At 67.6% G+C, this 25178-nt stretch carries 30 protein-coding genes; 18 read left to right on the top strand and 12 right to left on the bottom strand.

The window, feature by feature from the left end:
- Positions 1 to 22: 22 nt before the first annotated feature.
- From ABID97_RS24845 to ABID97_RS24860, 4 genes are all read left to right on the top strand, one after another.
- Positions 23 to 199: a DUF2970 domain-containing protein gene (locus ABID97_RS24845; RefSeq protein ID WP_354401485.1), complete on the top strand. Its 177-nt coding sequence runs from the start codon at positions 23 to 25 to the stop codon at positions 197 to 199.
- A complete protein-coding gene (locus ABID97_RS24850; RefSeq protein WP_354401487.1) occupies positions 196 to 900 on the top strand; it encodes a c-type cytochrome in 705 nt (234 codons plus the stop codon). The genes ABID97_RS24845 and ABID97_RS24850 overlap by 4 nt, the downstream gene beginning before the upstream one ends.
- A 7-nt stretch (positions 901 to 907) precedes the next feature.
- Positions 908 to 2194: a c-type cytochrome gene (locus ABID97_RS24855; RefSeq protein WP_354401489.1), complete on the top strand. Its 1287-nt coding sequence runs from the start codon at positions 908 to 910 to the stop codon at positions 2192 to 2194.
- Between the two features lie 137 nt (positions 2195 to 2331).
- Entirely contained in the window at positions 2332 to 2580 is a 249-nt protein-coding gene (locus tag ABID97_RS24860) for a hypothetical protein (protein WP_354401491.1), read from the top strand.
- Positions 2581 to 2592: 12 nt separating this feature from the next.
- On the opposite strand, the gene ABID97_RS24865 is transcribed toward ABID97_RS24860, so the two are convergent.
- The 3 genes from ABID97_RS24865 to ruvB form a co-directional block, all read right to left on the bottom strand.
- Positions 2593 to 3462, bottom strand: a complete 870-nt coding sequence (locus ABID97_RS24865; RefSeq protein ID WP_354401492.1) for a UDP-2,3-diacylglucosamine diphosphatase — start codon at positions 3460 to 3462, stop codon at positions 2593 to 2595.
- A 94-nt stretch (positions 3463 to 3556) separates the two neighbouring features.
- Entirely contained in the window at positions 3557 to 4516 is a 960-nt protein-coding gene (gene dmeF, locus ABID97_RS24870) for a CDF family Co(II)/Ni(II) efflux transporter DmeF (protein WP_354401493.1), read from the bottom strand.
- Between the two features lie 5 nt (positions 4517 to 4521).
- Entirely contained in the window at positions 4522 to 5586 is a 1065-nt protein-coding gene (ruvB, locus tag ABID97_RS24875; protein ID WP_307574840.1) for a Holliday junction branch migration DNA helicase RuvB, read from the bottom strand.
- A gap of 122 nt (positions 5587 to 5708) precedes the next feature.
- On the opposite strand from ruvB, the gene ABID97_RS24880 reads away from it, so the two are divergent.
- From ABID97_RS24880 to ABID97_RS24910, 7 genes are read left to right on the top strand one after another with little or no spacing between them, the layout of a single operon-like run.
- Positions 5709 to 6311 carry a CDP-alcohol phosphatidyltransferase family protein gene (locus tag ABID97_RS24880; RefSeq protein WP_354401494.1) on the top strand — a complete coding sequence of 201 codons (603 nt, stop codon included), beginning with the start codon at positions 5709 to 5711 and terminating at the stop codon, positions 6309 to 6311.
- A 42-nt stretch (positions 6312 to 6353) separates the two neighbouring features.
- On the top strand, positions 6354 to 8120 hold the full coding sequence (locus ABID97_RS24885) for a bifunctional alpha/beta hydrolase/class I SAM-dependent methyltransferase (RefSeq protein WP_354401495.1): 1767 nt from the start codon (positions 6354 to 6356) through the stop codon (positions 8118 to 8120).
- A gap of 19 nt (positions 8121 to 8139) precedes the next feature.
- On the top strand, positions 8140 to 9489 hold the full coding sequence (locus ABID97_RS24890) for a phosphatase PAP2/dual specificity phosphatase family protein (RefSeq protein ID WP_354401496.1): 1350 nt from the start codon (positions 8140 to 8142) through the stop codon (positions 9487 to 9489).
- A complete protein-coding gene (locus tag ABID97_RS24895) occupies positions 9482 to 9922 on the top strand; it encodes a hypothetical protein (protein WP_354401497.1) in 441 nt (146 codons plus the stop codon). The genes ABID97_RS24890 and ABID97_RS24895 overlap by 8 nt, the downstream gene beginning before the upstream one ends.
- A gap of 47 nt (positions 9923 to 9969) precedes the next feature.
- Positions 9970 to 10641: a lysophospholipid acyltransferase family protein gene (locus ABID97_RS24900; protein WP_354401852.1), complete on the top strand. Its 672-nt coding sequence runs from the start codon at positions 9970 to 9972 to the stop codon at positions 10639 to 10641.
- On the top strand, positions 10638 to 11591 hold the full coding sequence (locus ABID97_RS24905; protein WP_354401498.1) for a phosphatidate cytidylyltransferase: 954 nt from the start codon (positions 10638 to 10640) through the stop codon (positions 11589 to 11591). The genes ABID97_RS24900 and ABID97_RS24905 overlap by 4 nt, the downstream gene beginning before the upstream one ends.
- The gene (locus ABID97_RS24910) at positions 11579 to 12199 is read left to right on the top strand and encodes a YdeI/OmpD-associated family protein (protein ID WP_503012795.1); all 621 of its coding nucleotides are present in this window, start codon (positions 11579 to 11581) and stop codon (positions 12197 to 12199) included. The genes ABID97_RS24905 and ABID97_RS24910 overlap by 13 nt, the downstream gene beginning before the upstream one ends.
- A 15-nt stretch (positions 12200 to 12214) precedes the next feature.
- Here ABID97_RS24910 and ABID97_RS24915 read toward each other — a convergent pair whose 3' ends face one another.
- A complete protein-coding gene (locus tag ABID97_RS24915) occupies positions 12215 to 12835 on the bottom strand; it encodes a hypothetical protein (RefSeq protein ID WP_354401501.1) in 621 nt (206 codons plus the stop codon).
- Positions 12836 to 12861: 26 nt separating this feature from the next.
- The gene (ruvA, locus tag ABID97_RS24920; protein WP_354401502.1) at positions 12862 to 13434 is read right to left on the bottom strand and encodes a Holliday junction branch migration protein RuvA; all 573 of its coding nucleotides are present in this window, start codon (positions 13432 to 13434) and stop codon (positions 12862 to 12864) included.
- Between the two features lie 20 nt (positions 13435 to 13454).
- Between ruvA and ABID97_RS24925 the strand changes: the two genes are divergently transcribed.
- From ABID97_RS24925 to ABID97_RS24935, 3 genes are read left to right on the top strand one after another with little or no spacing between them, the layout of a single operon-like run.
- Positions 13455 to 14411 (top strand): PhoH family protein, encoded by a 957-nt coding sequence (locus tag ABID97_RS24925; RefSeq protein WP_354401503.1) that lies wholly within the window; start codon positions 13455 to 13457, stop codon positions 14409 to 14411.
- A gap of 1 nt (position 14412) precedes the next feature.
- The gene (ybeY, locus tag ABID97_RS24930; protein ID WP_354401505.1) at positions 14413 to 14874 is read left to right on the top strand and encodes an rRNA maturation RNase YbeY; all 462 of its coding nucleotides are present in this window, start codon (positions 14413 to 14415) and stop codon (positions 14872 to 14874) included.
- Positions 14875 to 15498, top strand: a complete 624-nt coding sequence (locus tag ABID97_RS24935; RefSeq protein ID WP_354401506.1) for a class I SAM-dependent methyltransferase — start codon at positions 14875 to 14877, stop codon at positions 15496 to 15498. It begins immediately after the preceding gene.
- Between the two features lie 12 nt (positions 15499 to 15510).
- On the opposite strand, the gene dtd is transcribed toward ABID97_RS24935, so the two are convergent.
- Entirely contained in the window at positions 15511 to 15954 is a 444-nt protein-coding gene (gene dtd / locus ABID97_RS24940; RefSeq protein ID WP_354401507.1) for a D-aminoacyl-tRNA deacylase, read from the bottom strand.
- On the bottom strand, positions 15951 to 16862 hold the full coding sequence (locus ABID97_RS24945; RefSeq protein WP_354401509.1) for a cation diffusion facilitator family transporter: 912 nt from the start codon (positions 16860 to 16862) through the stop codon (positions 15951 to 15953). The genes dtd and ABID97_RS24945 overlap by 4 nt, the downstream gene beginning before the upstream one ends.
- A gap of 129 nt (positions 16863 to 16991) precedes the next feature.
- Between ABID97_RS24945 and ABID97_RS24950 the strand changes: the two genes are divergently transcribed.
- Together ABID97_RS24950 and ABID97_RS24955 are read left to right on the top strand one after the other, a co-directional pair.
- Entirely contained in the window at positions 16992 to 17486 is a 495-nt protein-coding gene (locus ABID97_RS24950) for a FecR family protein (protein ID WP_503012796.1), read from the top strand.
- Positions 17483 to 18097, top strand: a complete 615-nt coding sequence (locus ABID97_RS24955) for an OmpA family protein (RefSeq protein WP_354401512.1) — start codon at positions 17483 to 17485, stop codon at positions 18095 to 18097. The genes ABID97_RS24950 and ABID97_RS24955 overlap by 4 nt, the downstream gene beginning before the upstream one ends.
- A gap of 38 nt (positions 18098 to 18135) precedes the next feature.
- On the opposite strand, the gene tyrS is transcribed toward ABID97_RS24955, so the two are convergent.
- Complete coding sequence (gene tyrS / locus ABID97_RS24960; protein ID WP_354401513.1) at positions 18136 to 19368, bottom strand: tyrosine--tRNA ligase; 1233 nt, start codon at positions 19366 to 19368, stop codon at positions 18136 to 18138.
- A gap of 156 nt (positions 19369 to 19524) precedes the next feature.
- Between tyrS and ABID97_RS24965 the strand changes: the two genes are divergently transcribed.
- Positions 19525 to 20868 (top strand): peptidoglycan DD-metalloendopeptidase family protein, encoded by a 1344-nt coding sequence (locus ABID97_RS24965; protein ID WP_354401514.1) that lies wholly within the window; start codon positions 19525 to 19527, stop codon positions 20866 to 20868.
- A 71-nt stretch (positions 20869 to 20939) separates the two neighbouring features.
- Positions 20940 to 22070 carry an anhydro-N-acetylmuramic acid kinase gene (locus tag ABID97_RS24970; protein ID WP_354401515.1) on the top strand — a complete coding sequence of 377 codons (1131 nt, stop codon included), beginning with the start codon at positions 20940 to 20942 and terminating at the stop codon, positions 22068 to 22070.
- 18 nt (positions 22071 to 22088) lie between these two features.
- Here the strand turns inward: ABID97_RS24970 and mdtD are convergent, their stop codons facing one another.
- From mdtD to rplM, 4 genes are all read right to left on the bottom strand, one after another.
- Positions 22089 to 23519 carry a multidrug transporter subunit MdtD gene (gene mdtD / locus ABID97_RS24975; RefSeq protein WP_354401516.1) on the bottom strand — a complete coding sequence of 477 codons (1431 nt, stop codon included), beginning with the start codon at positions 23517 to 23519 and terminating at the stop codon, positions 22089 to 22091.
- Positions 23520 to 23628: 109 nt separating this feature from the next.
- Positions 23629 to 23994, bottom strand: coding sequence for an iron-sulfur cluster insertion protein ErpA (gene erpA, locus ABID97_RS24980; protein ID WP_007827949.1), 366 nt, complete (start codon positions 23992 to 23994; stop codon positions 23629 to 23631).
- A 178-nt stretch (positions 23995 to 24172) separates the two neighbouring features.
- The gene (rpsI, locus tag ABID97_RS24985) at positions 24173 to 24565 is read right to left on the bottom strand and encodes a 30S ribosomal protein S9 (RefSeq protein ID WP_354401518.1); all 393 of its coding nucleotides are present in this window, start codon (positions 24563 to 24565) and stop codon (positions 24173 to 24175) included.
- Between the two features lie 12 nt (positions 24566 to 24577).
- Positions 24578 to 25009 carry a 50S ribosomal protein L13 gene (rplM, locus tag ABID97_RS24990; protein ID WP_028259766.1) on the bottom strand — a complete coding sequence of 144 codons (432 nt, stop codon included), beginning with the start codon at positions 25007 to 25009 and terminating at the stop codon, positions 24578 to 24580.
- Positions 25010 to 25178 lie beyond the last annotated feature (169 nt).

Genomic DNA, 25178 nt, shown 5'->3' on the forward strand with positions numbered 1-25178 from the left:
CAGTCGGTGCATGTCCAATTTCATGCGCGCTGTACGCGCGGTTCTCTGGAGTTTCATCGGGCTGGGCGGCCGCCGCGCGGATGCCGACCGGCGCACGGAACAGGTCGGCGTGCTGCCGCTGATCGGCGTGGCGCTGGTGCTCGTGCTGCTGCTCATCGCGGGGCTGCTGGCGCTCGCGCGTTTCGCGGCCGGCACATGAGGAAGGCTCTCCTCCGGCTCGCAGGCATCGCGCTGCTTGCGCTGCTCGGCCACGGAATCGCGGCCGCCGCGGGTTCCGCGAGCGACATCGAGCGGCGCGTGGCCGCCTGCATCGCGTGCCACGGACGCGAAGGCGCCACCACCAATGCGGGCTACTTTCCGCGCCTTTCGGGCAAGCCCGCAGGCTACCTGTTCAACCAGCTGCGGAGCTTTCGCGACGGCCGGCGCTTCAACGCCGACATGACCTACATGGTGCAGCACCTCTCCGACGCCTACCTGATGGAAATGGCCGAGTACTTCGCGGGGCTGGACCTGCCCTACCCGCCGGTGCCGCCCGCCAGCGACGCTCCGCCCGCGCAGCTGGCGCGCGGCCGGCAGCTGGCGCTGGAAGGCGATGCCGCGCGCGGCATTCCGGCCTGCGTGCAATGCCACGGCGCCGCGCTCACCGGCGTGCAGCCGGCAATTCCGGGCCTGCTCGGCCTGCCGCGGCTCTACGTGTCCTCGCAACTCGGTGCCTGGCTCACCAGCGAGCGGCATGCGCTGGCGCCCGACTGCATGGCCGACATCGGACGCCGCATGACCACCGCCGACATCAACGCCGTGGCCAGCTGGCTCGCGGTGCAGCCCATGCCGGCCGATCCGAAGCCCGCCGCATTGCTGCCTGCGCCGCTGCCGATGGCCTGCGGGGGCATGCCGAAATGAGGCGCCCATGAGAAAGCTGCGCACCCTCGGCTGGACGCTGCTCGCGCTGGTCCTCGTGCTCGGCGCCGCGGCCGCCGTGATCGCCGCGCTGAACCTGCGGGGCGAAGACCCGCTGCCGGAACGAGCCGCGGCCTTCGATGCCACGCCCCAACTGGTCGAACGCGGCCGCTATCTTGCGTTGGCCGGCAACTGCGCGGGCTGCCACACCACGCGCGGCGGCCAGCCCTACGCGGGCGGGTTGCCGATCGAGACGCCTTTCGGCACCGTCTATTCGAGCAATCTCACGCCCGATGCAAACGCCGGCATCGGCGGCTGGAGCAGCGCGCATTTCTGGCGCGCGATGCACAACGGCCGCAGCAAGGACGGACGGCTGCTCTACCCCGCTTTCCCCTACCCGAACTTCACGCAGGTGACGCGCGAAGACTCGGACGCCATCTACGCCTACCTGCGCAGCGTGCCCGCAGCGCCGGTGCCGAACCTGGCGCACCGGCTGCGCTTTCCCTACGACACGCAGGCCGCGCTGGCAGTATGGCGCGCCCTTTCCTTCAAGCCCGAGCCCTTCGTGGCCAACGCGGGCAAGCCGGCCGAATGGAATCGCGGCGCCTACCTGGTCGGCGGCCTCGGCCATTGCATTGCGTGCCACGGCAGCCGCGACTCGCTCGGCGCCACGCAGGCGAACCTGGGCCTTTCCGGCGGACTGATCGCGGTGGAGAACTGGTACGCCCCATCGCTCGCCGACCCGCACCAGGCGGGCGTGGCCGACTGGCCCACGGGTGAAGTGGTCGCGCTGCTGAAGACCGGCACCGCGCCCCGTGCCTCGGTCATGGGGCCGATGGCCGAGGTGGTGTTTCGCAGCACCCAGTACCTGAGCGATGCTGACTTGGCCGCGATGGCCAGCTACCTGAAAGACCTGCCCGGCGTGCCGGCGCAGGCCACGGCGCATCCTTCCCTGGCGCCTGCGCGCCGCGATGCCGGCACGATGGCACGCGGGCAGAAGATCTACGACCAGCGCTGCGCCTATTGCCACGGCGACCAGGGCCAGGGCGCGCCGGGCGCGTTTCCGCCGCTGGCCGGCAACCGCGCCGTGAACATGGCGCAGACGGCGAACCTCGTCCAGGTGATCGCGCACGGCGGCTACCTGCCGTCCACCGCGGGCAATCCGCGGCCCTACGGCATGCCGCCTTTCGGCCAGGTGCTCGATGCCGCCGACGTGGCCGCGGTGCTCACCTTCATTCGCGGGTCGTGGGGCAACGACAGCCCGCCCGTGACGCTGCTCGACACGATGCGGCGTTGAGCCGGCCCCGGCGCCACGGCACGGGCGAGCCTTTGCGCTTCGGGAAGTCCCGATGCGGCATCGATCCGGTTTCCTGTTCCAATTCTTGCGGGAGTTGTCTGGGTGCCGAAGAATGCGCCGCTCGCAGGAGAGCGACCTTGAACCTTCCCGATACGAATTTCTCGCACGCCAGCGTCGAACGCCTGGGCGACTACGAGTTGCCGGACCCGCCGCCGCATGCGACCCCTTCAACCGCCCAGTTCCAGGACCCTTCCGGCGAAGAGAACTTTGCCCTCGCCTGGTGGCTGTGGATGGATGAAATGGGCAAGGGCATGCTGCGGCAATACGACAACTGGCGGGAGCTGTACCTGGGCCCACCGGCCCGGCGTCCGCCGCAAGACCGCTGAGGCGCGGCCTGCTCAGGCCGCCATGGGCTCGCGCGGCGCGCCGGCCTTGGCGGACGCGGTCATGTGCCGCGCCCAATCGATGATCTCCAGCGTGCCGTCGGCATGCTCGGCCAGCGCCGTGAGGCTTTCGACCCAGTCGCCGTCGTTGCAGTAGAGGATGCCGTCGATGTCGCGCATCTCGGCATGGTGGATGTGGCCGCAGACCACGCCCTGCACGCCGCGCTTGCGGGCCTCGCGCGCCACGGCATTCTCGAAATCGCCCACGTAGCTCACGGCCCGCTTGACCTTGCCCTTGAGGTACTTGGAGAGCGACCAGTACGGCAGCCCCATGCGGGCCCGCAGCGAATTGAGGTGGCGGTTGAGCTTGAGGGTGAATTCATAGAGCGAATCGCCCACGTGCGCGAGCCACTTCGCGCACTGGATCACGCCGTCGAACAGGTCGCCGTGGATGATCCAGAGCTTGCGCCCGTCGGCCGTCTCGTGGATCCATTCCTCGGCCACGTCGATGCCGCCGAAGTTGTGGTGCAGGTACTTGCGCGCGAACTCGTCATGGTTGCCCGGGATGAAGATCACGCGCGTGCCCTTGCGCGCCTTGCGCAGCAGTTTCTGGATCACGTCGTTGTGCGCCTGCGGCCAGTACCAGTGCCGCTTGAGCTGCCAGCCGTCGATGATGTCACCGGCCAGGAACAGGGTCTCGCACTCGGTGTGCTTCAGGAAGTCGAGCAGCGCGCGGGCCTGGCAGCCGGGCGTGCCCAGGTGCAGGTCCGAGATCCAGAGGGTGCGAAAGCGAAGGGGCGGCCGCGCCGGATCGTCGTCCTCCGGCTCGTGGGCCCGGGTCGCGGTGTCGCGCCATGCGCGGAGGAAAGCATCGTCGCGTTGCATGGACGGGTAGGCTCGCACCGCCGCGTGACGGCGCCATGGCGATCCTGTGACACCCCGGTGACGCGTGGCGCACGGGCAACGCGCTGCAACGGGTTCAGTGTCCGCAGCGCTGGATTTCCACCGTGGAGTGGCGGATCTCCTCGTGCATCGAGAAACAGGCGCGCACCTCGTCGGCCGACAGCGTGAGGGAATGCGTCACCACCGTGAGCGCGCAGGCATACGCCTCGCGGCCCACGCGCCACACGTGCAGGTCGGCCACGCGGGTTTCCGAATCGGCCAGCAGGGTCTCCACGCCTTCGCGGATCTCGGCCGTGACGGGATGGTCCATCTCGCGGTCGAGCAGCACGCGGCCGGTTTCCTTGAGCAGGCCCTTGGCCCAGACGGCGACCAGCACCGCGCCGACGATGCCCATCGCCGGGTCGAGCCAGGCCCAGCCGAAGAACCAGCCGCCGAGCAGCGCCGCGATCGCCAGCACCGAGGTCGCGGCATCGGCCACCACGTGCAGGTAGGCGGAGCGCAGGTTCAGGTCGTGGCCGTGCGAATGGCCGTGATCGTGTGCCGAGTGCGCATGGCCGTGGTCGTGACCATGCCCGTGGTGGTGCGCCGAGCCCAGCAGCCGCGCGCAGACCAGGTTGACCACGAGCCCGAGCACCGCCACGGCCACGGCTTCGCGGTAGTGGATGGCCGAGGGCGAGAGCAGCCGTTCGATGGAGCCGACCACCATCAGCGCCGCAACGCCCAGCAGCATCAGTGCGCTCGCGAAGCCGCCCAGCACCTCGATCTTCCAGGTGCCGAAGGCAAAGCGAGGATCGCGCGCATAGCGCCTGGCCGCCGCATAGGCGAAGGCACTCAGGCCGATGGCCAGTGCGTGCGAGCTCATGTGCCAGCCGTCGGCCAGCAGTGCCATCGAGTTGAACCACCAGCCCGCGCCGATCTCGATCCCCATCGCGGCGAGGGTGATCCACATCACGAGGCGCGTGCTGCGCTCGGCCTTTTCGTTGCCTGCGCCGAAGTGGTGGTCGTGCTGCCAGGCACGGAGGTCATGGGTGTGCATGGGTGTCAGACTCCGAAAAGATCCTGTCCGTCGGAGCGGCTCGAAGGCGGTGCCACGCCGAGATGGCGGTAGGCCGCCAGCGTGGCGATGCGCCCGCGCGGCGTGCGCTGCAGGTAGCCCTGCTGGATCAGGTAGGGCTCGATCACGTCCTCGATGGTGCCCGGCTCCTCGCCGATGCTGGCCGCCACGTTGTCCAAGCCCACCGGCCCGCCGTCGAAGCGGTGGATCACGGCCTCGAGCAGCTTGCGGTCCATCAGGTCGAAGCCCTGCGGATCGACGTCGAGCATGGCGAGCGCCTTGTGCGCGATCTCTTCGGTGATGCGGCCGTTGCCCTTCACCTCGGCATAGTCGCGCACGCGGCGCAGCAGGCGGTTGGCGATGCGGGGCGTACCGCGCGAACGGCGCGCGATCTCGAAGCCGCCGGCGGTGTCGGTCTCCACCTTGAGCAGGCCGGCGCTGCGCCGCACGATGAGCGCCAGTTCTTCCGGCGTGTAGAACTCCAGCCGCGCCACGATGCCGAAGCGGTCGCGCAGCGGGTTGGTGAGCATGCCGGCACGGGTGGTGGCGCCCACCAGCGTGAAGGGCTGCAGGTCGAGCTTGATGCTGCGCGCCGCGGGGCCTTCGCCGATCATGATGTCGATCTGGTAGTCCTCCAGCGCGGGGTAGAGGATTTCCTCGACCACCGGGCTCAGGCGGTGGATCTCGTCGATGAAGAGCACGTCGTTCGGCTCGAGGTTGGTCAGGAGCGCCGCCAGGTCCTTGGGCTTCTCGAGCACCGGCCCGGAGGTCTGGCGCAGGTTCACGCCCAGCTCGGCCGCAATGATGTGCGACAGCGTGGTCTTGCCGAGGCCCGGCGGGCCGAAGAGCAGCACGTGGTCGAGCGCTTCCTTGCGCTTGCGCGCGGCGCCGATGAAGATCTCGAGCTGCTCGCGCACCTTGGCCTGCCCGACGTATTCGTCGAGCAGCTTGGGGCGCAATGCCCGCTCGATGGCCTCTTCCTGCGGGGAAGCGGGGGCGGCGGACACCACGCGGGGCGGCGCGGGGGCGAAATCGTCGGTCTGGATGGTCATGGGGTGAGGGGCTGCGCCGGCAAGTTTAGTCCGAGCGCACGGCGCGGGGCAGCGAGGACGCGAAGCCAATGCCCACACTGGCAGAATGCTTCGGCCATATAACGAACGAGGGGAAGCCAAGGGTGTCGATCTACGAACTGAAGCCTCGGTTCCAGGCGCTGCTGCGGCCGCTGGCCGGCCGCCTGCACGCGATGGGCATCACCGCCAACCAGGTCACGGTGGCCGCGTGCGCAGTGTCGGCCGCACTCGGGCTCTGGCTCTTCTTCGCGGTGCCATCGCGCGCGGCCTTCGCGCTCGTTCCGGCCTGGATGTTCGTGCGCATGGCGTTCAACGCCATCGACGGCATGCTGGCGCGCGAGTACGGGCAGCAGAGCAAGCTGGGCGCCTTCCTCAACGAGCTGACCGACGTGGTCTCCGACGCTGCGCTGTACCTGCCTTTCGCGCTGGTGCAGCCGTTCAGCCCGTTCTGGGTCGGCACCGTCATCATGCTGGCGGGCCTGAGCGAGTTCGCCGGCGCCCTGGGCCCCACGGTGGGCGCATCGCGCCGCTACGACGGGCCGCTCGGCAAGAGCGACCGTGCCTTCGTGTTCGGCGCGCTCGGCCTTTACGTGGCGCTGGGCTGGCCGCTGCCGGGCTGGACGGCATGGCTGATGCCCCTTGTTGCGGCGCTGGTGGCCTGGACGGTGGCCAACCGTGTCCGCCGGGCGCTGGCCGAAGCCGCTTGAACCGCACACAGACAAACAAAGAGAAACAGCAACAGGGAATCAATGACCGACACCGACAAATCACGCATCCCGCAAGAGCGGCAGTTCCGCACGCACGACGGCGAATCGCTCTTCTACCGGCACTGGCCGGCCACTGGCGCTGCACGGCGCGGCGCCATCGTGCTGTTCCACCGCGGCCACGAGCATGGCGCGCGCATGGCGCACCTGGTCGACGAACTCGACCTGCCCGACTTCGACTTCTTTGCCTGGGACGCGCGCGGCCACGGCCGCTCGCCGGGCCAGCGCGGCTACAGCCCGAGCTTTGCGACCTCGGTGCGCGACGTGCAGACCTTCGTGCAGCACATCGGCGGCGCGCATGGCGTGGCGGAGCACGACATCCACGTGATCGCACAGAGCGTGGGGGCCGTGCTGGTCTCCACCTGGGCGCACGACTACGCACCCAAGGTGCGCGGGCTCACGCTGGCCTCGCCGGCCTTCAAGGTCAAGCTCTACGTGCCGTTTGCGCGCGCCGGGCTGGGGCTGATGCACAAGCTGCGCGGCCTGTTCTTCGTCAACAGCTACGTGAAGGCGAAGTTCCTCACGCACGACCCCGAGCGCATTGCGAGCTACGAAAGCGATCCGCTGATCTCGCGGCCGATCGCCGTGAACATCCTGCTCGGCCTCTATGAAGCGGCCGACCGCGTGGTGGCCGATGCCAACGCCATCACGCTGCCTGTGCAGCTGCTGGTCTCGGGCGCGGACTGGGTGGTGCACCACAAGCCGCAGCACCAGTTCTTCGAGCGGCTGGGCAGCGCCGTCAAGACCAAGCTGGAGCTGCCGGGCTTCTTCCACGACACCCTGGGCGAAAAAGACCGCGCGCCCGCGGTCCAGGCGATTCGGGCCTTCATCCTGCAGCTGTTCGACCAGCCGACCGCGCCGGTCGACCTGCGTGCGGCGCACCTGCACGGCAACACCGCCGACGAGTCGCGCGCACTGGCCGAGCCGCTCGCGCCACTGTCGCCGCGCGGCGCCTACTGGGCCATGACGCGCGCCGGCCTGCGCCTCGGCGGCAAGCTGTCGAGCGGCGTCGCCCTGGGCCACGCCACCGGCTTCGATTCGGGCAGCACGCTCGACTATGTCTACCGCAACCATCCTGAAGGCAAGGGGCCGCTGGGCCGCTCCATCGACAACACCTACCTGAACTCCATCGGCTGGCGCGGCATCCGGCAGCGCAAGATCCATGTCGAGGAGCTGATCCGCATCGCGATGGAACGCCTGGCCGAAATGCACCGCGAGGTGCGCGTGATGGACATTGCGGCCGGCCATGGACGCTACGTGCTCGACGCGGTGGCCGCGAGCCCCGTGAAAGCCAGCTCCATCCTGCTGCGCGACTACAGCGACATCAACGTGCGCGACGGCCGCGCGCTCATTGCCGAGAAGGGCCTGGAAGATGTCGCACAGTTCGTGCAGGCCGACGCCTTCGACCGCATCAGCCTGGCGACCGTGACGCCGCGCCCCACGCTGGCCGTGGTGTCCGGCCTCTACGAACTGTTCCCTGACAACGAGATGGTCCGGCGTTCGCTGGCGGGCGTGGGCGATGCGGTGGAAGACCGCGGCTACCTGGTCTACACCGGCCAGCCCTGGCATCCGCAGCTCGAGATGATCGCGCGCGCGCTCACCAGCCATCGCCAGGGCGAAGCCTGGGTGATGCGACGCCGCACGCAGGGCGAGATGGACCAGCTGGTGGAAGAAGCCGGCTTCCGCAAGATCGACCAGCGCGTCGACGAGTGGGGCATCTTCACCGTCTCGCTCGCGGTGCGGATGGCATGACCCCGAGGCACGTCGCGCAATGAAGCACTGGCTGGCGCAGCGCCCCTGGAAGCGGGCCGCGGCATGGCTGGTGTTCCTGGGGCCGCTGTTCTATGCGACCTACGGCCTTGCCAACTGGTGGGCCACCACGCGCGCGCAGGTGCCGTCCATGGCCTTTGCGTGGGAGCGGCAGGTGCCGTTCTGGGCCTGGACGATCTTTCCGTACTGGACCATCAACGTCTTCTACGCGCTTTCGCTCTTTCTTGCGCGCAGCAAGCACACGCTCGACCGGCATGCGCTGCGGCTCGTGAGCGCCACCCTCATTGCCTGCACCTGCTTCGTCATCTGGCCGCTGCATTTCAGTTTCGGCCAACCGGCGGTCGAGGGCGCACCGGCCTTTCTCTTCGATGCCTTGCGCGGCTTCGACCAGCCCTACAACCAGGCGCCTTCGCTGCACATCGCGCTGGCGGTGATCCTGTGGGACTGGTACCGGCAGTTCCTGCGCGCCGCGTGGGCAAGGTGGGTGCTGCATGTGTGGGCTTTTGCCATTTGCGCGTCGGTGCTCACGACCTGGCAGCACCACTTCATCGACATTCCCACTGGCGCGCTTCTGGGCCTGTTCTGCGTCTGGCTGTGGCCGCTGGAGCGCACGGTGTCGATGCCGCGGGCCTGGCAGTGCACGCGCGATGCGCAGCGCTGGAAGCTCGCGGGGTTCTATGCCGCCGGGGCGGCGCTGTTTCTTGCTGCCGCCCTGTATGGCGCGGGCCTGTGGCTGTGGCTCGCCTGGCCCGCGGTTTCGCTGGCGATGGTGGCACTCGGCTACATCGGTTTCGGGGCGCGTGGGTTCCAGATGAACGGCCGCGGCCGAATGGGCTGGGCCGCGCGGTGGCTTTTTGCGCCCTATCGCCTGGGCGCAGCGGTCAATGCATGGCTCTGGACACGCAAGCTGCCAGCGTCGGTCGAAGTCGTGCCTGGCCTTCGACTCGGACGCCTGCCGACGAAGGCCGAATGGATCGCGGCCGGCAAGCCCCGGCTCGTGAGCCTGTGTGCCGAACTGCAGGTGCCCGCCGGTGTGCCGCATGCGCGCTGCGTGCCGGTGCTCGACCTGACGGTACCGCCGACCGTGCGGCTGCAACGGGCGGCGGCCGTCATCGAAGCACAGCGCCGCAACACCGAAGGCGCGCCGGTATGGGTCTGCTGCGCCCTGGGCTTTTCGCGCAGCGCCGCGGCGTCGATCGCATGGCTGGGGCGCTACGGCGCGGCAGGCGGCATGGCGCAAGCCGAGGACGCGGTGCGCCTCGCCCGGCCGCAGATCGTGCTGCGCCCGGCCTGGCGGGTTTCGCTCGAGCCGCTGGGCACCGCTGCGCCAGCAGGGCCGCCCCATGACTGACAACGAGCGCGCCACCTGCGCGGCCCTTGCCGGGCTGCTGCGCGCGGCCACGGTGCTGGCGGCGTGGGGCTTCGCGTTGATGTGCATCGCGGCGCTGGTGCTCGCGCTCACCATGCGATCGCTCTCCGCCACCGCCGCCATGAGCTTTGGCGCGGTGGTGGTGCTCGGTGCGCTCGAACGCTATTTCGCTTTCAGGCTGCGGCTCGACCAGGCGCTGTTCGCCGACGTGGCAAGCGGCCCCATCGCATCGCTCGATGCGCTGGACAGCGCGCTCGAGCGGCTCGGCCTGCGCGATGCGCAGCCACCCGCGGCTTCCCGGCCGCTCGCCGACCGCGTGCAAGGCACCCGGCAGCTCATGCAGCGCCATGCCATCGTCGTCGCCTGCCAGAGTGCGATGTTCCTCCTTGCCTTGATGACACAGGACCTGCCGTGACCGAAGAAATCAACGACGACGAAAAAGACCAGCGCCCCGAAAGCACGGTGCTGCGCCGCGCGCTCGCCGTGGTGGCGGGCAAGCTGATCATCGGCGCGGCCGGCCTCCTGACGGGCGTTCGCGCCATCTGGAGCGGCACCACGCCCAAGGCCGAGCAGACGCTGTATTTTGCCAACCACACGAGCCACGGCGACTTCGTGCTGCTGTGGGCGACGCTTCCGCCCGACCTGCGCGCGCTGACGCGGCCGGTGGCCGGGCAGGACTACTGGATGGCTTCCAAGGTGCGCCAGTTCATCGGCGCGGACGTGTTCAACGCGCTGATGATCCGGCGCGACGGATCGGGCCAGGGCGGCAACCCGGTCGACCAGATGAAGGAGGCGCTGGAAGGCGGCGACTCCCTCATCATGTTCCCCGAGGGCACGCGCAACACCGGCGACGAGATCCTGCTGCCGCTCAAGAGCGGCCTCTTTCACCTGGCGCGCGCCTGCCCCAACGTGCGGCTGGTGCCGGTGTGGATCGAGAACCTCAAGCGCGTGCTGCCCAAGGGCACGCTGGTGCCGATCCCGCTCGCCTGCACGGTGCGCTTCGGCACGCCCATCCGGCTGGCCGAAGGCGAAGACAAGGCCAGCTTCATTGCACGCGCACGTGCCGCCATGCTCGACCTGCGCCCCGAGTACGACCGCGTGCCGGAACAAGAAAAGGCAGCCGCCACGCCATGAACATGTTGCCCTCGACCCAGACCACGCTGCAATTGTTCGGCGGTGTTGCCGGCGTGCTGATTCTTGCCTCGGCCATTGGCGCGCTGCTCAAGTGGCGCGTGGCGCAAGGCCAGCCCAACACCGTGGTCGACAACCTCAACGCGCGCGTGAACGCGTGGTGGGTGATGGTGGCTGTGATCGGCGTTGCCTTCGCGTTCGGCAAAGGCGGCGTGATCGTGCTGTTCTACCTGATCTCCTTCTACGCGCTGCGCGAGTTCATCAGCCTGGCCTACACCCGGCGCGGCGACCACCATGCGATTGCGGCGGCTTTCTACATCGGGCTGCCGGTCCAGTATTTTCTGGTGTGGATCGACTGGTACGGCCTCTATTCGATCTTCATTCCTGTCTATGCCTTTCTGGTGCTGCCGATCCTGGCGGCCGTGGGCGGCGACACGCAGCGCTTTCTTGAACGCACCTCGAAGATCCAGTGGGGCCTGATGATCTGCGTGTTCTGCATCAGCCACGTGCCCGCGCTGCTCACGCTGCAGATCCCCGGCTTCGAGGGCCGCAACCTGCTGCTGATCGCCTTCCTCGTGATCGTGGTGCAGGGCAGCGACGTGCTGCAGTACGTGTGGGGCAAGCTCTTCGGCCGGCGCAAGGTGGCGCCCGAGCTCTCGCCCTCCAAGACCTGGGAAGGCCTCGTCGGCGGCGTGGCCAGCGCCACCGCACTGGGCGCCGCGCTCTACTGGGCCACGCCGTTCAACCCCTGGCAGGCCGCGCTGATGGCGCTCACGATCTGCCTCATGGGTTTCTTCGGCGGGCTCGTGATGTCGGCCATCAAGCGCGACCGCGGGGTGAAGGACTGGGGTTCGATGATCGAAGGCCACGGCGGCATGCTCGACCGGCTCGATTCGGTGATCTTCGCGGCACCGATCTATTTCCATGCGCTGCGCTACTGGTGGGTGCCGTGAACACGCGTGCCACGCCAGCAAAGGCTGTCGAGCGCGTCGCGCACGACACACCCGTCGAATGCACCACCGCCGCTTCATGGGAACGGTGGCTCAACCGGCACCATGCCGCCGCGGCGGGTGTGTGGCTGCGAATGGCGAAGAAGGACAGCGGCATTGCGTCGGTCACCCACGCGGAAGCGCTCGAAGTTGCGCTGTGCTACGGCTGGATCGACGGCCAGCGCAAGTCCGAAGACGAGCGGCACTTCCTGCAGCGCTTCACGCCGCGAACCGCGCGCAGCACCTGGTCGAAGATCAACCGGGACAAGGCACTGAAGCTGATCGAAGAAGGCCGCATGCAGCCTGCCGGCCTGGCCGAGGTCGAGCGCGCCCGCGCCGACGGCCGCTGGGAGGCGGCTTACGACGCCCAGAGCGTTGCCACCGTGCCGCCCGACTTGCAGGCCGCCCTCGACGCGAACCCCAAGGCCGCTGCCTTCTTCGCCAAGCTCGATTCGCGCAACCGCTATGCGGTGCTGTTCCGCACGCAGGGTGCGAAGAAGCCCGAAACCCGGGCGCGGCGTATCGGGCGATTCGTGGAAATGCTGGCCAAGGGCGAGAAGCTCTATCCTTGAGTACCGCCGCAGGCGCTACGTATCCGTTCTCTGGAGCGTGTACTCGCCGGGCTTGTATGGTCCCATGGCCACGCCGACGTCCCACAGCTTCAGCGCACCAGGCAAGACGGCCTGGCTGCCAATCTTGGCAACACCGCGTTTTCGGATTTCGCGATTGAGGCGGGACGAGAAGGACGTGATCCTGCCGAAGTCCCAGGCCTCGACCCCGCCGAGAACGTCCACGGTGTCCGACCACGCCTGTGCGCGCTTCATCGAGTTGTGGTTGGTGTGCGAGTTTTCCAGTCGCGCATCGCCCGCGGAGGCCGAGCCCAGGTACAGCTGCACCAGGCCCCAGCCATCGGCGTTGTAGCGGAATGTGGCACCACCGCAAGCCTGCGGGTTCAGGCTTACGCGGCGCGGTACGAAGGCGGGGCCCGCGCCGCGCACATACAGCTGCAGATGCACGGCATGCCACCTCCTGCCGTTGGGATAGCTGCGATCGAACTGCGCCAGCACTTCGGCCGCCGAGCGGAAACATCTCAGCGGTTGCTCGAAGTCGGACGCGAGTTCGTAGACGTCGCAGCTTTCTTCGGCGAACAGCCAAGAGAGCAGGCTGTCGTGGTCTTCCTTCGTGGCGTAGAAGTCGCAGTTGGGCATGCCCTCGGTCCCTTGCCTGTCACGGCCTACTTCGCCAGCGCCTTCAGCGCCAGCTTGATGCCCTCGCTCACCGTCGCATCCTTGGGCAGCGCCTTGAGCGCGAGCGCGGCTTCCTTGTCGCTGTAGCCGAGCGCGACCAGCGCCTGCAGGATGTCAGCCTGCGCATCGGATGCCGCATGCGCGGGCAGGCCGATGTCGGCGCCCAGCTTGCCCTTGAGCTCCAGCAGCAGGCGCTCGGCGGTCTTCTTGCCGATGCCCGGGATCTTCACGAGGCGGCCGAGCTCCTGCGTGGTGATCGCCTGCGCCAGCTCGCCCACGCTCATGCCGGAGAGCAGGCCGAGCGCGGTGCGGGGGCCCACGCCGGTGATCTTGATGAGTTGCCGAAAAGCCGCACGCTCCTCGGCGGTGCCGAAACCGTAGAGAATCTGCGCGTCCTCGCGCACCACGAAGTGCGTGAGCAGCGAAACGCGCTCCCCGGTGCCGGGCAGGTTGTAGAACGTGCTCATCGGCACATCGACCTCGTAGCCGACGCCGTTGCAGTCCACCACCACCTGCGGCGGGTTGCGCTCGGCGAGGATGCCGGTGAGTTTGCCTATCATGGGTGCCCTTTTTCCTTGAAATGTCCGGCGTGATTCTGCGACACACCTTTACCCCACTGAACAATTCGCGCCTCGGCCACTTGTGCGGACCGCTGGACGCGCACCTGCGCCGCATCGAAGAGGCGCTGGGCGTGAAGATCGCGCACCGCCACGAGCAGTTCAAGGTCGAGGGGCCCAAGGCCCCGGCGCAGCGTGCCATGGACGTGCTGCAGGCCCTGTACGAAATTGCCCAGCGTTCGATCGATCCCGCCGTGGTGCAGCTCACGCTGGCGGGCGACGGCTCGATGATCGACGGCGACGAGGATGCGGCGATGCTGGTCACGCGGCGCGCCGACCTGCGCGCGCGCACGCCCACGCAGGCGCTGTACCTGGACAACATCGCCAAGCACGACATCACCTTCGGCATCGGACCGGCCGGCACCGGCAAGACCTATCTCGCCGTGGCCTGCGCCGTCGATGCGCTGGAGCGCGCCGCGGTGCAGCGCATCGTGCTCACGCGGCCGGCGGTGGAAGCGGGCGAGCGCCTGGGCTTCCTGCCCGGCGACCTGACGCAAAAGGTCGATCCCTACCTGCGCCCGCTGTACGACGCGCTCTACGACCTCATGGGCTACGAGAAGGTGCAGAAGGCCTTCGAGCGCAATGCGCTCGAGATTGCGCCGCTGGCCTTCATGCGCGGACGCACCCTGAACAATGCCTTCGTCATCCTGGACGAGGCGCAGAACACCACCGTGGAGCAGATGAAGATGTTCCTGACGCGCATCGGCTTCGGCGCCAAGGCGGTGGTGACGGGCGACGTGAGCCAGATCGATCTGCCCAAGCAGCAGTTGAGCGGGCTGATCGACGCCGAGCGCGTGCTCAGGCGCGTGAGCGGCATCGCGATCACGCACTTCACCAGCGCCGACGTGGTGCGGCATCCGCTGGTCGCCAAGATCGTCGACGCCTACGACGGCCAGCGCAAGCGCGCGGGAGCGCATTGACATGGCGTTGGCCCAGCTTTCGCTCTCCTTGCAATTCGCGCCGCGCTTCAAGGGCATCGAACGGCACCGCGCCGCGCTGCCGCGCCACAGCGTCGCGCGCTGGATCCGCCACGCGCTGGAGTTGGACGGCGAGATCACCGTGCGCATCGTCGATGCCGAGGAAGGCCAGCGCCTGAACCGCGAATTCCGCGGCAAGGACTACGCCACCAACGTGCTGACCTTCGACTATGCGCAGAGCCCGATGGTGATGGCCGACCTGGTGCTGTGCGCACCCGTGGTCGCCAGCGAGGCGAAAGAACAGCGCAAGACGCTGGCCGCGCATTACGCCCACCTGCTGGTGCACGGCACGCTGCATGCGCAAGGCTGGGACCACGAGACCGGCGAAGCCGACGCCGAGGAAATGGAAGCGCGCGAAATCGAGATACTGGCCGGACTTGGCATCCGCAACCCGTACGGCCGATAGATGACCTCGGCTGCCGCACCCGGCACGACAAACACAGATCCGTGGCTTGCGCGCTGGCTGGCGCTGGTCGCCGAACGCGCGGGCACCGCGCCCGTGCTCGAACTGGGCTGCGGCACGGGCCCCGACAGCGCGGTGCTCGCCGGCGCGGGACTGCATGTGGTCGGCATCGAACTGTCGGCCGAATCGGTGGCGGCCGCGCGGGCGCGGGTGCCGGAGGGCGCGGTGTTCCATTGCGGCGATTTCCGCGATCCGCCTTTTCCGCTGCCCGCGGGGGACGCGGAAGGCAGCGTGGGCGTGGTGGTCGCGAGCCTGTCGCTGCACTACTTCGCCTGGGACGAGACACTCGCGCTGGCAAGACGGATCCATGGCGTGCTTCGCCCGGGTGGCCTGCTGCTCTGCCGGTTCAATTCGGTCAACGACTGGCGCCACGGCGCCAGCGGCCCGCCCGCGGAGGGGGAGGATTCCTTCTATCGGGTGAACGGCATGCCCAAGCGCTTCTTCGACCGTGGCGCGGTGGAGCGGCTCTTTGCCGACGGCTGGCGCATGCTGCACCTCGAGGAGCTCACGGTGCACCGCTACGACGAGCCGAAGGTGCTCTGGGAAGCCGTGCTCGAGCGCAACTGACCGACGGCGGCGCTAGGCCACCATTTGCAGCGGAATGGTCACGGGCCCGTCGTTGACCAGGTGCACCTGCATGTCGGCACCGAACTCCCCCGTAGACACCACCGGGTGCGCAGCGCGGGCCTTGCCCACGAAGTAGTCGTAGAGACGTCGCCCTTCGTCCGGCGCCGCGGCCTGCGTGAAGCTGGGGCGGTTGCCGCCGCTCACGTCGGCCGCCAGCGTGAACTGGCTCACGACGAGCAGGCCGCCGCCGATGTCCTGCACGCTGCGGTTCATCTTGCCTGCATCGTCTGAAAAGATGCGCAGCTTCAGCAGCTTCGCGAGCATGCGGTCGGCCAGCGCGTCCACGTCGCCGCGCTCGGCGCAGAGCAGGACCAGCAGGCCTGAATCGATGGCGCCCACGGTCCGGCCGGCAATGTCGACACGCGCACTCGACACGCGCTGCACCACGGCCTTCATGCCTGTTCCTCCATCTGGTTGGCGCGGGCCTCCATGCCCAGGGGCAGCAGCTGGATGGTCACGCGCAGGCCGGGCACGGCATCCATCAGCGCCTGTTCCAGTTCGTCGCGCAGGGCCGCCGCGTGCTGCAGGGTCCAGTCGCCCGGGACATGCATGTGCAGGTCGGCAAAGCGGCGCTGGCCCGCGCGGCGGGTCACCATATCGTCGAAGCGCACGCGCGCACCTTCGGGCCGGCGCGCGGCGAACTGGTCGAGCGTGGTGCGCAGCGCAGCGATGCTCTCCGCATCGAGGGCCTCGTCCATCAGGCCTTGGGAAGATCGCCACACCAGCTTGACGCCTTCGCGCACGATGTTGAGCGCCACGCCGATGGCGAGCAGCGGATCGAGCCAGAGCCATCCGCTGAAGTGCACGGCCACGATGCCGACCACCACGCCGGCCGAGGTCCAGACATCCGTCATGAGATGCCGCGCATCGGCTTCCAGCGCGATCGAACGGTGCGTTCGCGCCGCGCGGAACAGCGCGAAGGCCAAGGCCGCATTGAACCCCGAACTGACGATGGAAAGGCCCAGCCCCCAGCCCAGCTGCTCCAGGGGCTCAGGCGACAGCAGCCGCTGCACCGAGACCCAGACAATGGCCGCCGCGGCGCCCACGATCAGGATGCCTTCGAAACCTGACGAGAAGTATTCGGCCTTGTGGTGGCCGTAGGGATGGTCCTCGTCGGCCGGCCGCGCCGCGATGGTCACCATCGCCAGCGCGAACATGGCGCTGGCCAGGTTGACGAACGACTCCATGGCATCCGCGATCAAGCCCATGGAGTGGGTGACGTAGCCCGCGAGTCCCTTGAGCAGGATCGTGACAAGCGCAACGACAATGGAAACGCGAAGCAGTGTCTTGGGCGTGAATGTCATTCAAAGATCGGCGCAAACAGAAAAAATGAGGCAAAAGCCGCATCTCACGATCGGATTATCCGGGGTAGGCTGAACGTGTAACGCGCTCGATTAATATTTGTCTCACCGCGAGACATTCGCAGAGGTGAAGTGATGAAAAAATTCTTGAGCGTCCTGGCAGGGCTCGCCGTTTGTGCCTCAGCGGCACTGGCCCAGGCGCAGGGTGCCTCGAGTGCCGCAGCAGCCACACCGGCGGCCGAACTCCAGGCGGGCTTTCTCAAATCGGTGCGCGGCAGCGTGCAATTGCTCAGCGCCGCAGGAACCAGCCGCAACGCCAGCGCCGGCGATGCGCTGGCGGCGGTCGACCGCATCGTGACCGGGCCCGATTCTTCCGCCTCCGTGGTCTTGCGGGACGACACCACCTTGATGATCGGCCCGTCTTCCCGCCTGGATCTGAAGGAGTTCCACTTCAATTCCACGACGCAGGAAGGTGGCCTGCTTGTTTCGCTGTTGCGCGGGTCCATGCGGATGATCACCGGGCTGATCGGCAAGACGAACCCCGATGCGATCCGCGTGGAAACGCAGACCGCCACCATCGGCATCCGCGGCACCGATTTCATCGTGCAGGCCGACGGCCAGCCATGAGCGGGTTGCAAGTCCGCGCGCTCCCCTTCCTTGCCGTCCTGATCACGGGATCCCTTGTCGCGTGTTCGGCGCCGGGCACCCGCGTGGTGCTGCTGCCGCAAGCGGACGGCAAGCCTTCTGCGGTGACCGTGCGCGTCAAGGATGGCGAAGAGATCCTCTCCAGGCCCTACCAGCGTGCGACCGCGCCGGCCGGTGCTTCAGGGGCCCCGATGGTCGACCAGGCCGACCCCGCGAAGGTGCAGTCCGAGAACAAGATCCTGTTCGATATGCGGCCGCCCGCGCCCCAGCGCTACACGGTGTATTTCGACCTTGGCAACACCACGCTCACGCCAGCGTCGCAGCAAGTGATGAACGAGGCCCTGATTGCGGCGCAGACCCGCAGCGGCAGCGACATCGTGGTGACGGGCCACACCGACACCAAGGGCGCGCTCGAACAGAACGACATGCTCTCCCGGCGGCGCGCGCAGCAAGTGGTCCAGTTGTTCGTGGAGCGGCAGTTTCCTTCGAAGCGCATCGAAGCCGTGGGCCGGGGCGAACGCGAACCCGCCGTGCCGACCGCCGACGAGGTGGACGAGCCACGCAACCGGCGCGTCACCATCGAGGTCCGGTAAGGACCGCCGCAGGTGGCGTTTTGCCCCTGCGGCCCGCGTCAGCCGAGTGACACGCGCGCGAACTTGCGCTTGCCGACCTGCACCACGTAGCGGCCGGCGGGCAGCTTGAGCGCCTTGTCGCTGATCACCACGGAATCGACGCGCACGCCGCCACCGTCGATCAGCCGGTTGCCTTCGGAGGCCGAGGGCGCCAGCCCGGCTTGCTTGAGCAGTTGCGCAATGCCCAGCGGCGCGCCCTCCAGCGACACCTCGGGAATCTCGTCCGGCACGCCGCCCTTGCTGCGATGGATGAAATCCTGCTCCGCCGCGTCGGCCGCGGCCGTGCTGTGGAAGCGCGCGGTGATTTCCTTGGCCAGGGCCACCTTCGCGTCCTTGGGATTGCGTCCGGCTGCGATCTCGGCCTTGAGCGCCTCGATCTGCGCCAGCGACTGGAAGCTCAGCAGCGTGTACCAGCGCCACATCAGTTCGTCGGAGATCGACAGCACCTTGGCGAACATGGTGTTGGCGTCTTCGCTGATGCCGATGTAGTTGTTCTTGCTCTTGGACATCTTCTCGACGCCGTCGAGCCCCTCCAGCAGCGGCATGGTCAGGATGCACTGCGGCTCTTGCCCGTACTCCTGCTGCAGATGCCGTCCGACGAGCAGGTTGAACTTCTGGTCGGTTCCGCCGAGTTCGAGGTCGCTCTTCAAGGCCACGGAATCGTAGCCCTGCATCAGCGGGTAGAGGAATTCGTGCACCGAGATCGATTGGCCGGCCTTGAAGCGCTTGCTGAAGTCGTCGCGCTCCATCATGCGTGCCACCGTGTACTTGGCGGCCAGCTGGATCATCCCGCGAGCGCCCAGGGGGTCGCTCCACTCGGAGTTGTAGCGGATCTCGGTCTTCTCCGGGTCCAGCACGAGGCTGGCCTGCCGGTAGTAGGTCTGGGCGTTGGCCTCGATCTGCTCCCGGGTCAGGGGCGGGCGGGTGCTGTTGCGGCCCGACGGGTCGCCGATGGTCGTCGTGAAGTCGCCGATCAGGAAGATGACCTTGTGGCCGAGGTCCTGCAGCTGCCGCATCTTGTTCAGAACAACCGTATGGCCAATGTGGATATCGGGGGCCGTGGGGTCGAGCCCCAATTTGATGCGCAGCGGGGTACCCATGGTTTCGGAGCGCTGCAGCTTGCGCACCCACTCGTCCTGCGGCAGCAGCTCGTCGGCCCCGCGGAGGGATATTTCAAGCGCTAGTCTTACACTATCGGACAGGCCATTGGATGTAACAGATGCGGGATTCATAGGCTTTTTGGCTGATTTCCAGGTCGCCGAAGCTATACTCAGCCCGACTTTCAAGCGCCGGATTCTAAGCGGCGCTTTTTTCCGCACCGCCCTGCCGCCCCCAACGTCCCGGGCTTTGCAGCGCGGATTCGCAGAACCTGAGCTGGAATTCAAAGTTTGATCAACGGCATTCTCGCCGCCGAGGAGCTCCTTGCTTCTCGCGTGGCCTATACGTTCCGGACCTACCCCAAGCAGATCACCGCGGCCATCGCGGCGGCACTGCTGAGCGCCGGAACCCTGGCGGTGGCCTCCCTGGGCCCCGATGCGTCCGACCTCCCGGTCCAACAAGTCCTCGAAGCGACGGCTCCGCTGTCGTTCGCGGAACAGAGCGAATCGCTCGAGAACTTCAGCTTCACGCTGTTTCGCACCGACATCACCCGGTCCAGCGACACGGCCGAAGCCCTGCTGAAGCGCCTGGGCATCTCCGACCCCGCCGCCACCGCCTTCGTGCGCGGCAGCGGTGAAGCCCGCAACGCGCTGTTTGCGCGCGCCGGGCGCACGGTCACGGCCGAAGCCACGCAGCAAAACGAGCTCAAGAAGCTCAGCGCCCGCTGGATTCCCGACGGCGACGGCGGTTTCAAGCGCTTCGTCATCGAGCGCACGCCGGCCGGCTTTGTCGCACTCACCGAACGCGACACCCTGACACCGGGCTCGCGCCTGGCCAGCGGCACCATCCGCACGTCGCTCTTTGCAGCCACCGATGACGCGCGCATTCCCGACGCGGTCGCCAGCCAGCTGGCCGACATCTTCGCCGGCGACGTCGACGTGCGCTCGCTGCGCAAGGGCGACCGCTTTGCCGTGGTCTACGAAACCTTCGAAGCCGATGGCCAGGCGCTGCGCAGCGGCCGCGTGCTCTCGGCCGAGTTCGAGAGCGGCGGCAAGGTGCACCAGGCGGTGTGGTTCCAGCCACCGGGCCAGCAAAAGGGCAGCTACTACCGACCGAACGGCGACAGCCTGCGCAAGGCCTACCTGAGCTCGCCGGTCGAGTTCTCGCGCGTGTCGAGCGGCTTCGCGATGCGCATGCACCCGATCCTCAACAGCTGGCGCCAGCACAACGGCATCGACTTCGCGGCGCCCACCGGCACCGCGGTGCGCAGCGTCGGCGACGGCACGGTCGATTTCGCCGGCACGCAGAACGGCTACGGCAACATCGTCATCATCAAGCACCGCAACAACCAGCAGACGGCCTACGCACACCTCAGCCGCGTCGATGTCAAGGCGGGCGACAGCGTCAGCCAGGGCCAGACGGTCGGCGCGGTGGGCTCCACCGGCTGGGCCACGGGCCCTCACCTGCACTTCGAGTTCCGCGTGAACGGCGAATACCAGGACCCCACCTCCATCGCCCAGGAAGGCGGCGCACCGATCACCGCCGCCCTGCGCCCGGCGTTCGAACGCATCGCCGTGGGCGCCCGCACCGAACTGGCTGCGGCGTTCTCGGTCATCCAGGCCAGCGCGGACTGAGTTCCCGCGGCCGAGCGGCAGCAGCCAGCACACCGCGCGCCGCACCGCTCACTCCCCGTTCGATGCCGCCGATGGCCGACGCCGAACTGTTCATCGGGCTGATGTCCGGCACGTCGCTCGACGGTGTCGATGGCGTGCTGGCCGAATTCTCCGGCGGCCGCATGGCTGTGCGGGCCTACGCCACTGCCTCGTTTCCCGACGCGTTGAGAGCCGAACTGCTGGCGTTGAACACGCCTGGCGACAATGAACTGCATCGAGCCGCCCTGGCCGGCAACGGCCTGGCGCGCATCTATGCCGGCGTGGTCGGCCACTTGCTGGCCGACAGCGCCACGCCCGCCGCCCACGTGATCGCCGTGGGCGCGCATGGCCAGACGGTGCGCCACCGCCCGTCGGAGTTCGACGGCGTGGGCTACACGCTGCAGATCAACAACCCTTCGCTGCTGGCCGAGCTGGCCGGCATCGACGTGGTCGCAGACTTCCGCAGCCGCGACCTCGCGGCCGGCGGCCAGGGGGCCCCCTTGGTGCCGGCCTTTCACCGGTCATTGTTCGCGCTTCCGGGCCAGTCGGTCGCGGTCCTGAACATCGGCGGCATTTCAAACCTGAGCCTGCTGCCGGCGGCCGATGCAGCGCAAGATCCGGCGGTGCTCGGATTCGACTGCGGACCGGGCAATGCCCTGATGGACCACTGGTGCCAGCTTCACACCGGCCAGCCCTTCGATCGGGGCGGCCAGTGGGCGGCCACGGGACAGGTCCTGCCCGAGCTGCTCGCCCGTCTCAAGGCCGACCCCTACTTTGCGAAGGTCCCGCCCAAGAGCACGGGGCGCGACCTGTTCAACCCGGGCTGGCTTGCCGCCTCGCTCGGCGCCGGCGCGAACGCCGCCCCGGCCGACGTGCAAGCCACCTTGACGGAATTCACGGCCAGCGTTTGCGCAGCCGATCTCTTGCGCTACGGAAAAGACAGCAAACTGCTGATCGTCTGCGGCGGCGGCGCCTTGAACGACCACCTGCTGGCCCGCCTGCGCGCGCACTTGCCGGGCGTCCAGGTGGACGCCTCCACGAAGCATGGACTGCCGCCCCAACAGGTCGAAGCCGCGGCCTTTGCCTGGCTGGCACGCCGCATGGTGCGCCGCGAGGCGGGCAACCTGGCCAGCGTCACGGGCGCAAGCGGTGCCCGCGTGCTCGGGGCGCTCTACCCGGCCTGAGCGGGACCCGTCGCTGGATCAGCCCTGCCCGGAGACTTCCGGCTGCGCCGGATGCGCGGCGCGCACCTCGGCCGGCAGATGCCAGAAGATCAGGGCCGAAGCGATCGTGACCAGCCCCATGCTCGCAAAAGTCGCCTGGAACGCATCGAGCGTCTGCTTCGCCGTTTCCAGCCCGAAGACGCCGTTGTAGCCTGCCAGCACAGCGCTGGCCACGGCCACGCCCAGGCTCATCGCAAGCATCTGCACCATCGACAGCAGGCTGTTGCCGCTGCTGGCCATGCTGCCGTCCAGGTCCTTCAGGGTGATGGTGTTCATCGCGGTGAACTGGAGCGAGTTGACCGCGCCGAATGCCAGCAATTGCAGCAGGTGCAGCGCGAGTGGTTGGTCCGGCGCCGTCAGCCCGAATGTGGCCATCGTGAGCCCCACCAGCACGGTGTTGACCACCAGCACCTTGCGGTAGCCATGGCGGGTGATCAGCGGCGTCGCGAAGCGCTTCATGGCCATGCCGGCCAAGGCGATCGGCAGCATCATGAGCCCGGCGCGAACCGGCGAATAGCCCAGCGACACCTGCAGCAGCAGCGGGACGAGAAAGGGCATGCAGCTGCTCCCGAGCCGCGAGAACAGGTTGCCGAGCAGGCCGATGCTGAGCGTCGGCACGCCGAAGAGCGAGGGCGCGAACAGCGGTTCCGGGCGTCGCGCGGCATGCAGCCAATACCCCACCACGCTCGCGAAGCCGAACACCAGCAGGACCAGCACGCTCACATGGCGCAGGCCCGAGCCGGAAACGCCGTCCAGGGCGAGCGAGATGGCCACCATGCCGAAGGCCAGCATGGCGTAGCCGCCCGCGTCGAAGCGCCGGCGGACCGCGCCGCGCAGGTCGGGCATGAACCGCAGCGTGGCGAGGCACCCTGCCAGCCCCACGGGCACGTTGATGAGAAAGATCCAGTGCCATGACGCGTATTGCACCAGCCATCCGCCCAGCGTCGGTCCGAGCAGCGGCCCGATGAGGCCCGGGATGGCGACGAAGCTCATCGCCTGCAGGAACTCGCCGCGCGGTACCGTGCGCAGCAGCGCCAGGCGCCCCACAGGCAGCAGCAAGGCGCCGCCCAGGCCTTGCACCACGCGTGCGGCCACCAGCTGCCCAACGCCGACCGACATCGCGCATAAAACCGATCCCGCCACGAACAGCAGGATGGCCGAGAAGAACACGCGCCGCGTGCCGAACCTGTCGGCGATCCAGCCCGATGCGGGGATCAGCATCGCCATGGTGAGCGCATAGGCCACCACCACCGACTGCATGCGCAGCGGGCTCTCGCCCAGGCTCGCCGCCATGGCGGGCAGCGCCGTGTTGATGATCGTGGCATCCAGCGTCTGCATGAAGAAGCCGACCGCCACGAGCCAGAGCAGGCTCTTGCGGGCCGGGTCCACGGCGGTTGCAACGGATGTCATGGGATCGACGAGGGGCAAAACGGCAGGCAACAAAAAGCCGCCTCGAGGGCGGCTTCAGGGCTTCTTTTCAGGCAACGAATGCCGGTGGAAGCATTGGATTTCTACAGACTCAGGCCGAGAAGCTGGACCCGCAACCGCAGGTACTGGTGGCGTTCGGGTTCTTGATCACGAACTGGGCGCCTTGCAGGTCTTCCTTGTAGTCGATCTCGGCGCCGACGAGGTACTGGTAGCTCATGGCATCGATCAGCAGCGACACACCGTTCTTGGTCATCGTGGTGTCGTCTTCGTTCGTGATCTCGTCGAAAGTGAAGCCGTACTGGAAGCCCGAGCATCCGCCGCCCTGCACGAACACGCGCAGCTTGAGGTCGGGATTGCCTTCTTCCGCGATCAGGTCGGCCACCTTGGCGGCCGCGCTGTCGGTGAAGACGATCGGTTCGGGCATCTGGGTCTGGATGTTTTCGGCAACGGCGCTCATGTGGGGTAACTCCTTGAGGGCCGGACATGCGGCCAATAGACCAATGCTACTGCAATGCCGCATTCTCGGCTGGCCGGCGGCAGCGAGCACCCAAAGCAAGTGGGGTCGAACACGCCCGCGCCAAGGTGCTGCAATGAAAAAGCCGCCCGAAGGCGGCTCTTGTGCGTAGCGAACAGGATCAGCGCTTGCTGAACTGCTTGCGGCGGCGTGCGGAGTGCAGGCCGACCTTCTTACGCTCGACCTCGCGCGCATCGCGGGTCACGAAGCCAGCCTGGCTCAGCACCGGCTTGAGGCTTGCATCGTAGTCGATCAGCGCACGCGTGATGCCGTGGCGCGTTGCGCCGGCCTGGCCGGACTCACCGCCACCAGCCACGTTGACCATGACGTCGAACGTTTCGGTGTTGTTGGTCAGCACCAGGGGTTGCTTCGCGATCATGATCGAGGTTTCGCGGCCGAAGAACTCTTGGATGTCCTTGCCGTTGACCGTGATCTTGCCCGAGCCCTTTTTCAGGAAAACACGGGCGACGCTCGATTTGCGACGGCCGGTTCCATTGTTCCATTCACCAATCATTCTCAAGGCTCCTTACAGTTCCAGCACTTTGGGCTGTTGGGCGGTATGCGGGTGCTCAGCGCCACCGTACACCTTGAGTTTCTTGATCATCGCGTAGCCGAGCGGGCCCTTGGGCAGCATGCCCTTGACAGCCTTTTCCAGGGCGCGGCCCGGGTGCTTGGATTGCATGTCGCGGAAGTTGGTCGCCGTGATACCGCCGGGATAGCCCGAGTGACGGTAGTACACCTTGTCGATCGACTTGGCGCCGGTGACGCGCAGTTGCGCGGCGTTGATGATGACGATGAAGTCACCGGTATCGACGTGAGGCGTGTAAATGGCCTTGTGTTTGCCGCGCAAACGGAGAGCAACTTCGCTGGCTACTCGTCCGAGGACCTTGTCGGTCGCGTCAATCACAAACCACTCGTGCGTCACGTCAGCGGGCTTGGCGCTGAACGTTTTGGTCATGAGTTTTTCTCTTGAAAAGAGGGTTTGGCGAGCCCTTTTCCACGGTCGGCGTTCCTCTGACGGGAATCTCTTAGGTGGGTTTCACGCGCCCGCATGACGGGTGAGTGCCTTCGCCGCGGGGCTACAAAAACGCTGCGAAGCCCGCGATTATATGAAGAATTGGCCAAAC

It is taken from the genome of Variovorax sp. OAS795, assembly GCF_040546685.1.
In the GTDB taxonomy this organism is placed as follows: Bacteria; Pseudomonadota; Gammaproteobacteria; order Burkholderiales; family Burkholderiaceae_C; genus Variovorax.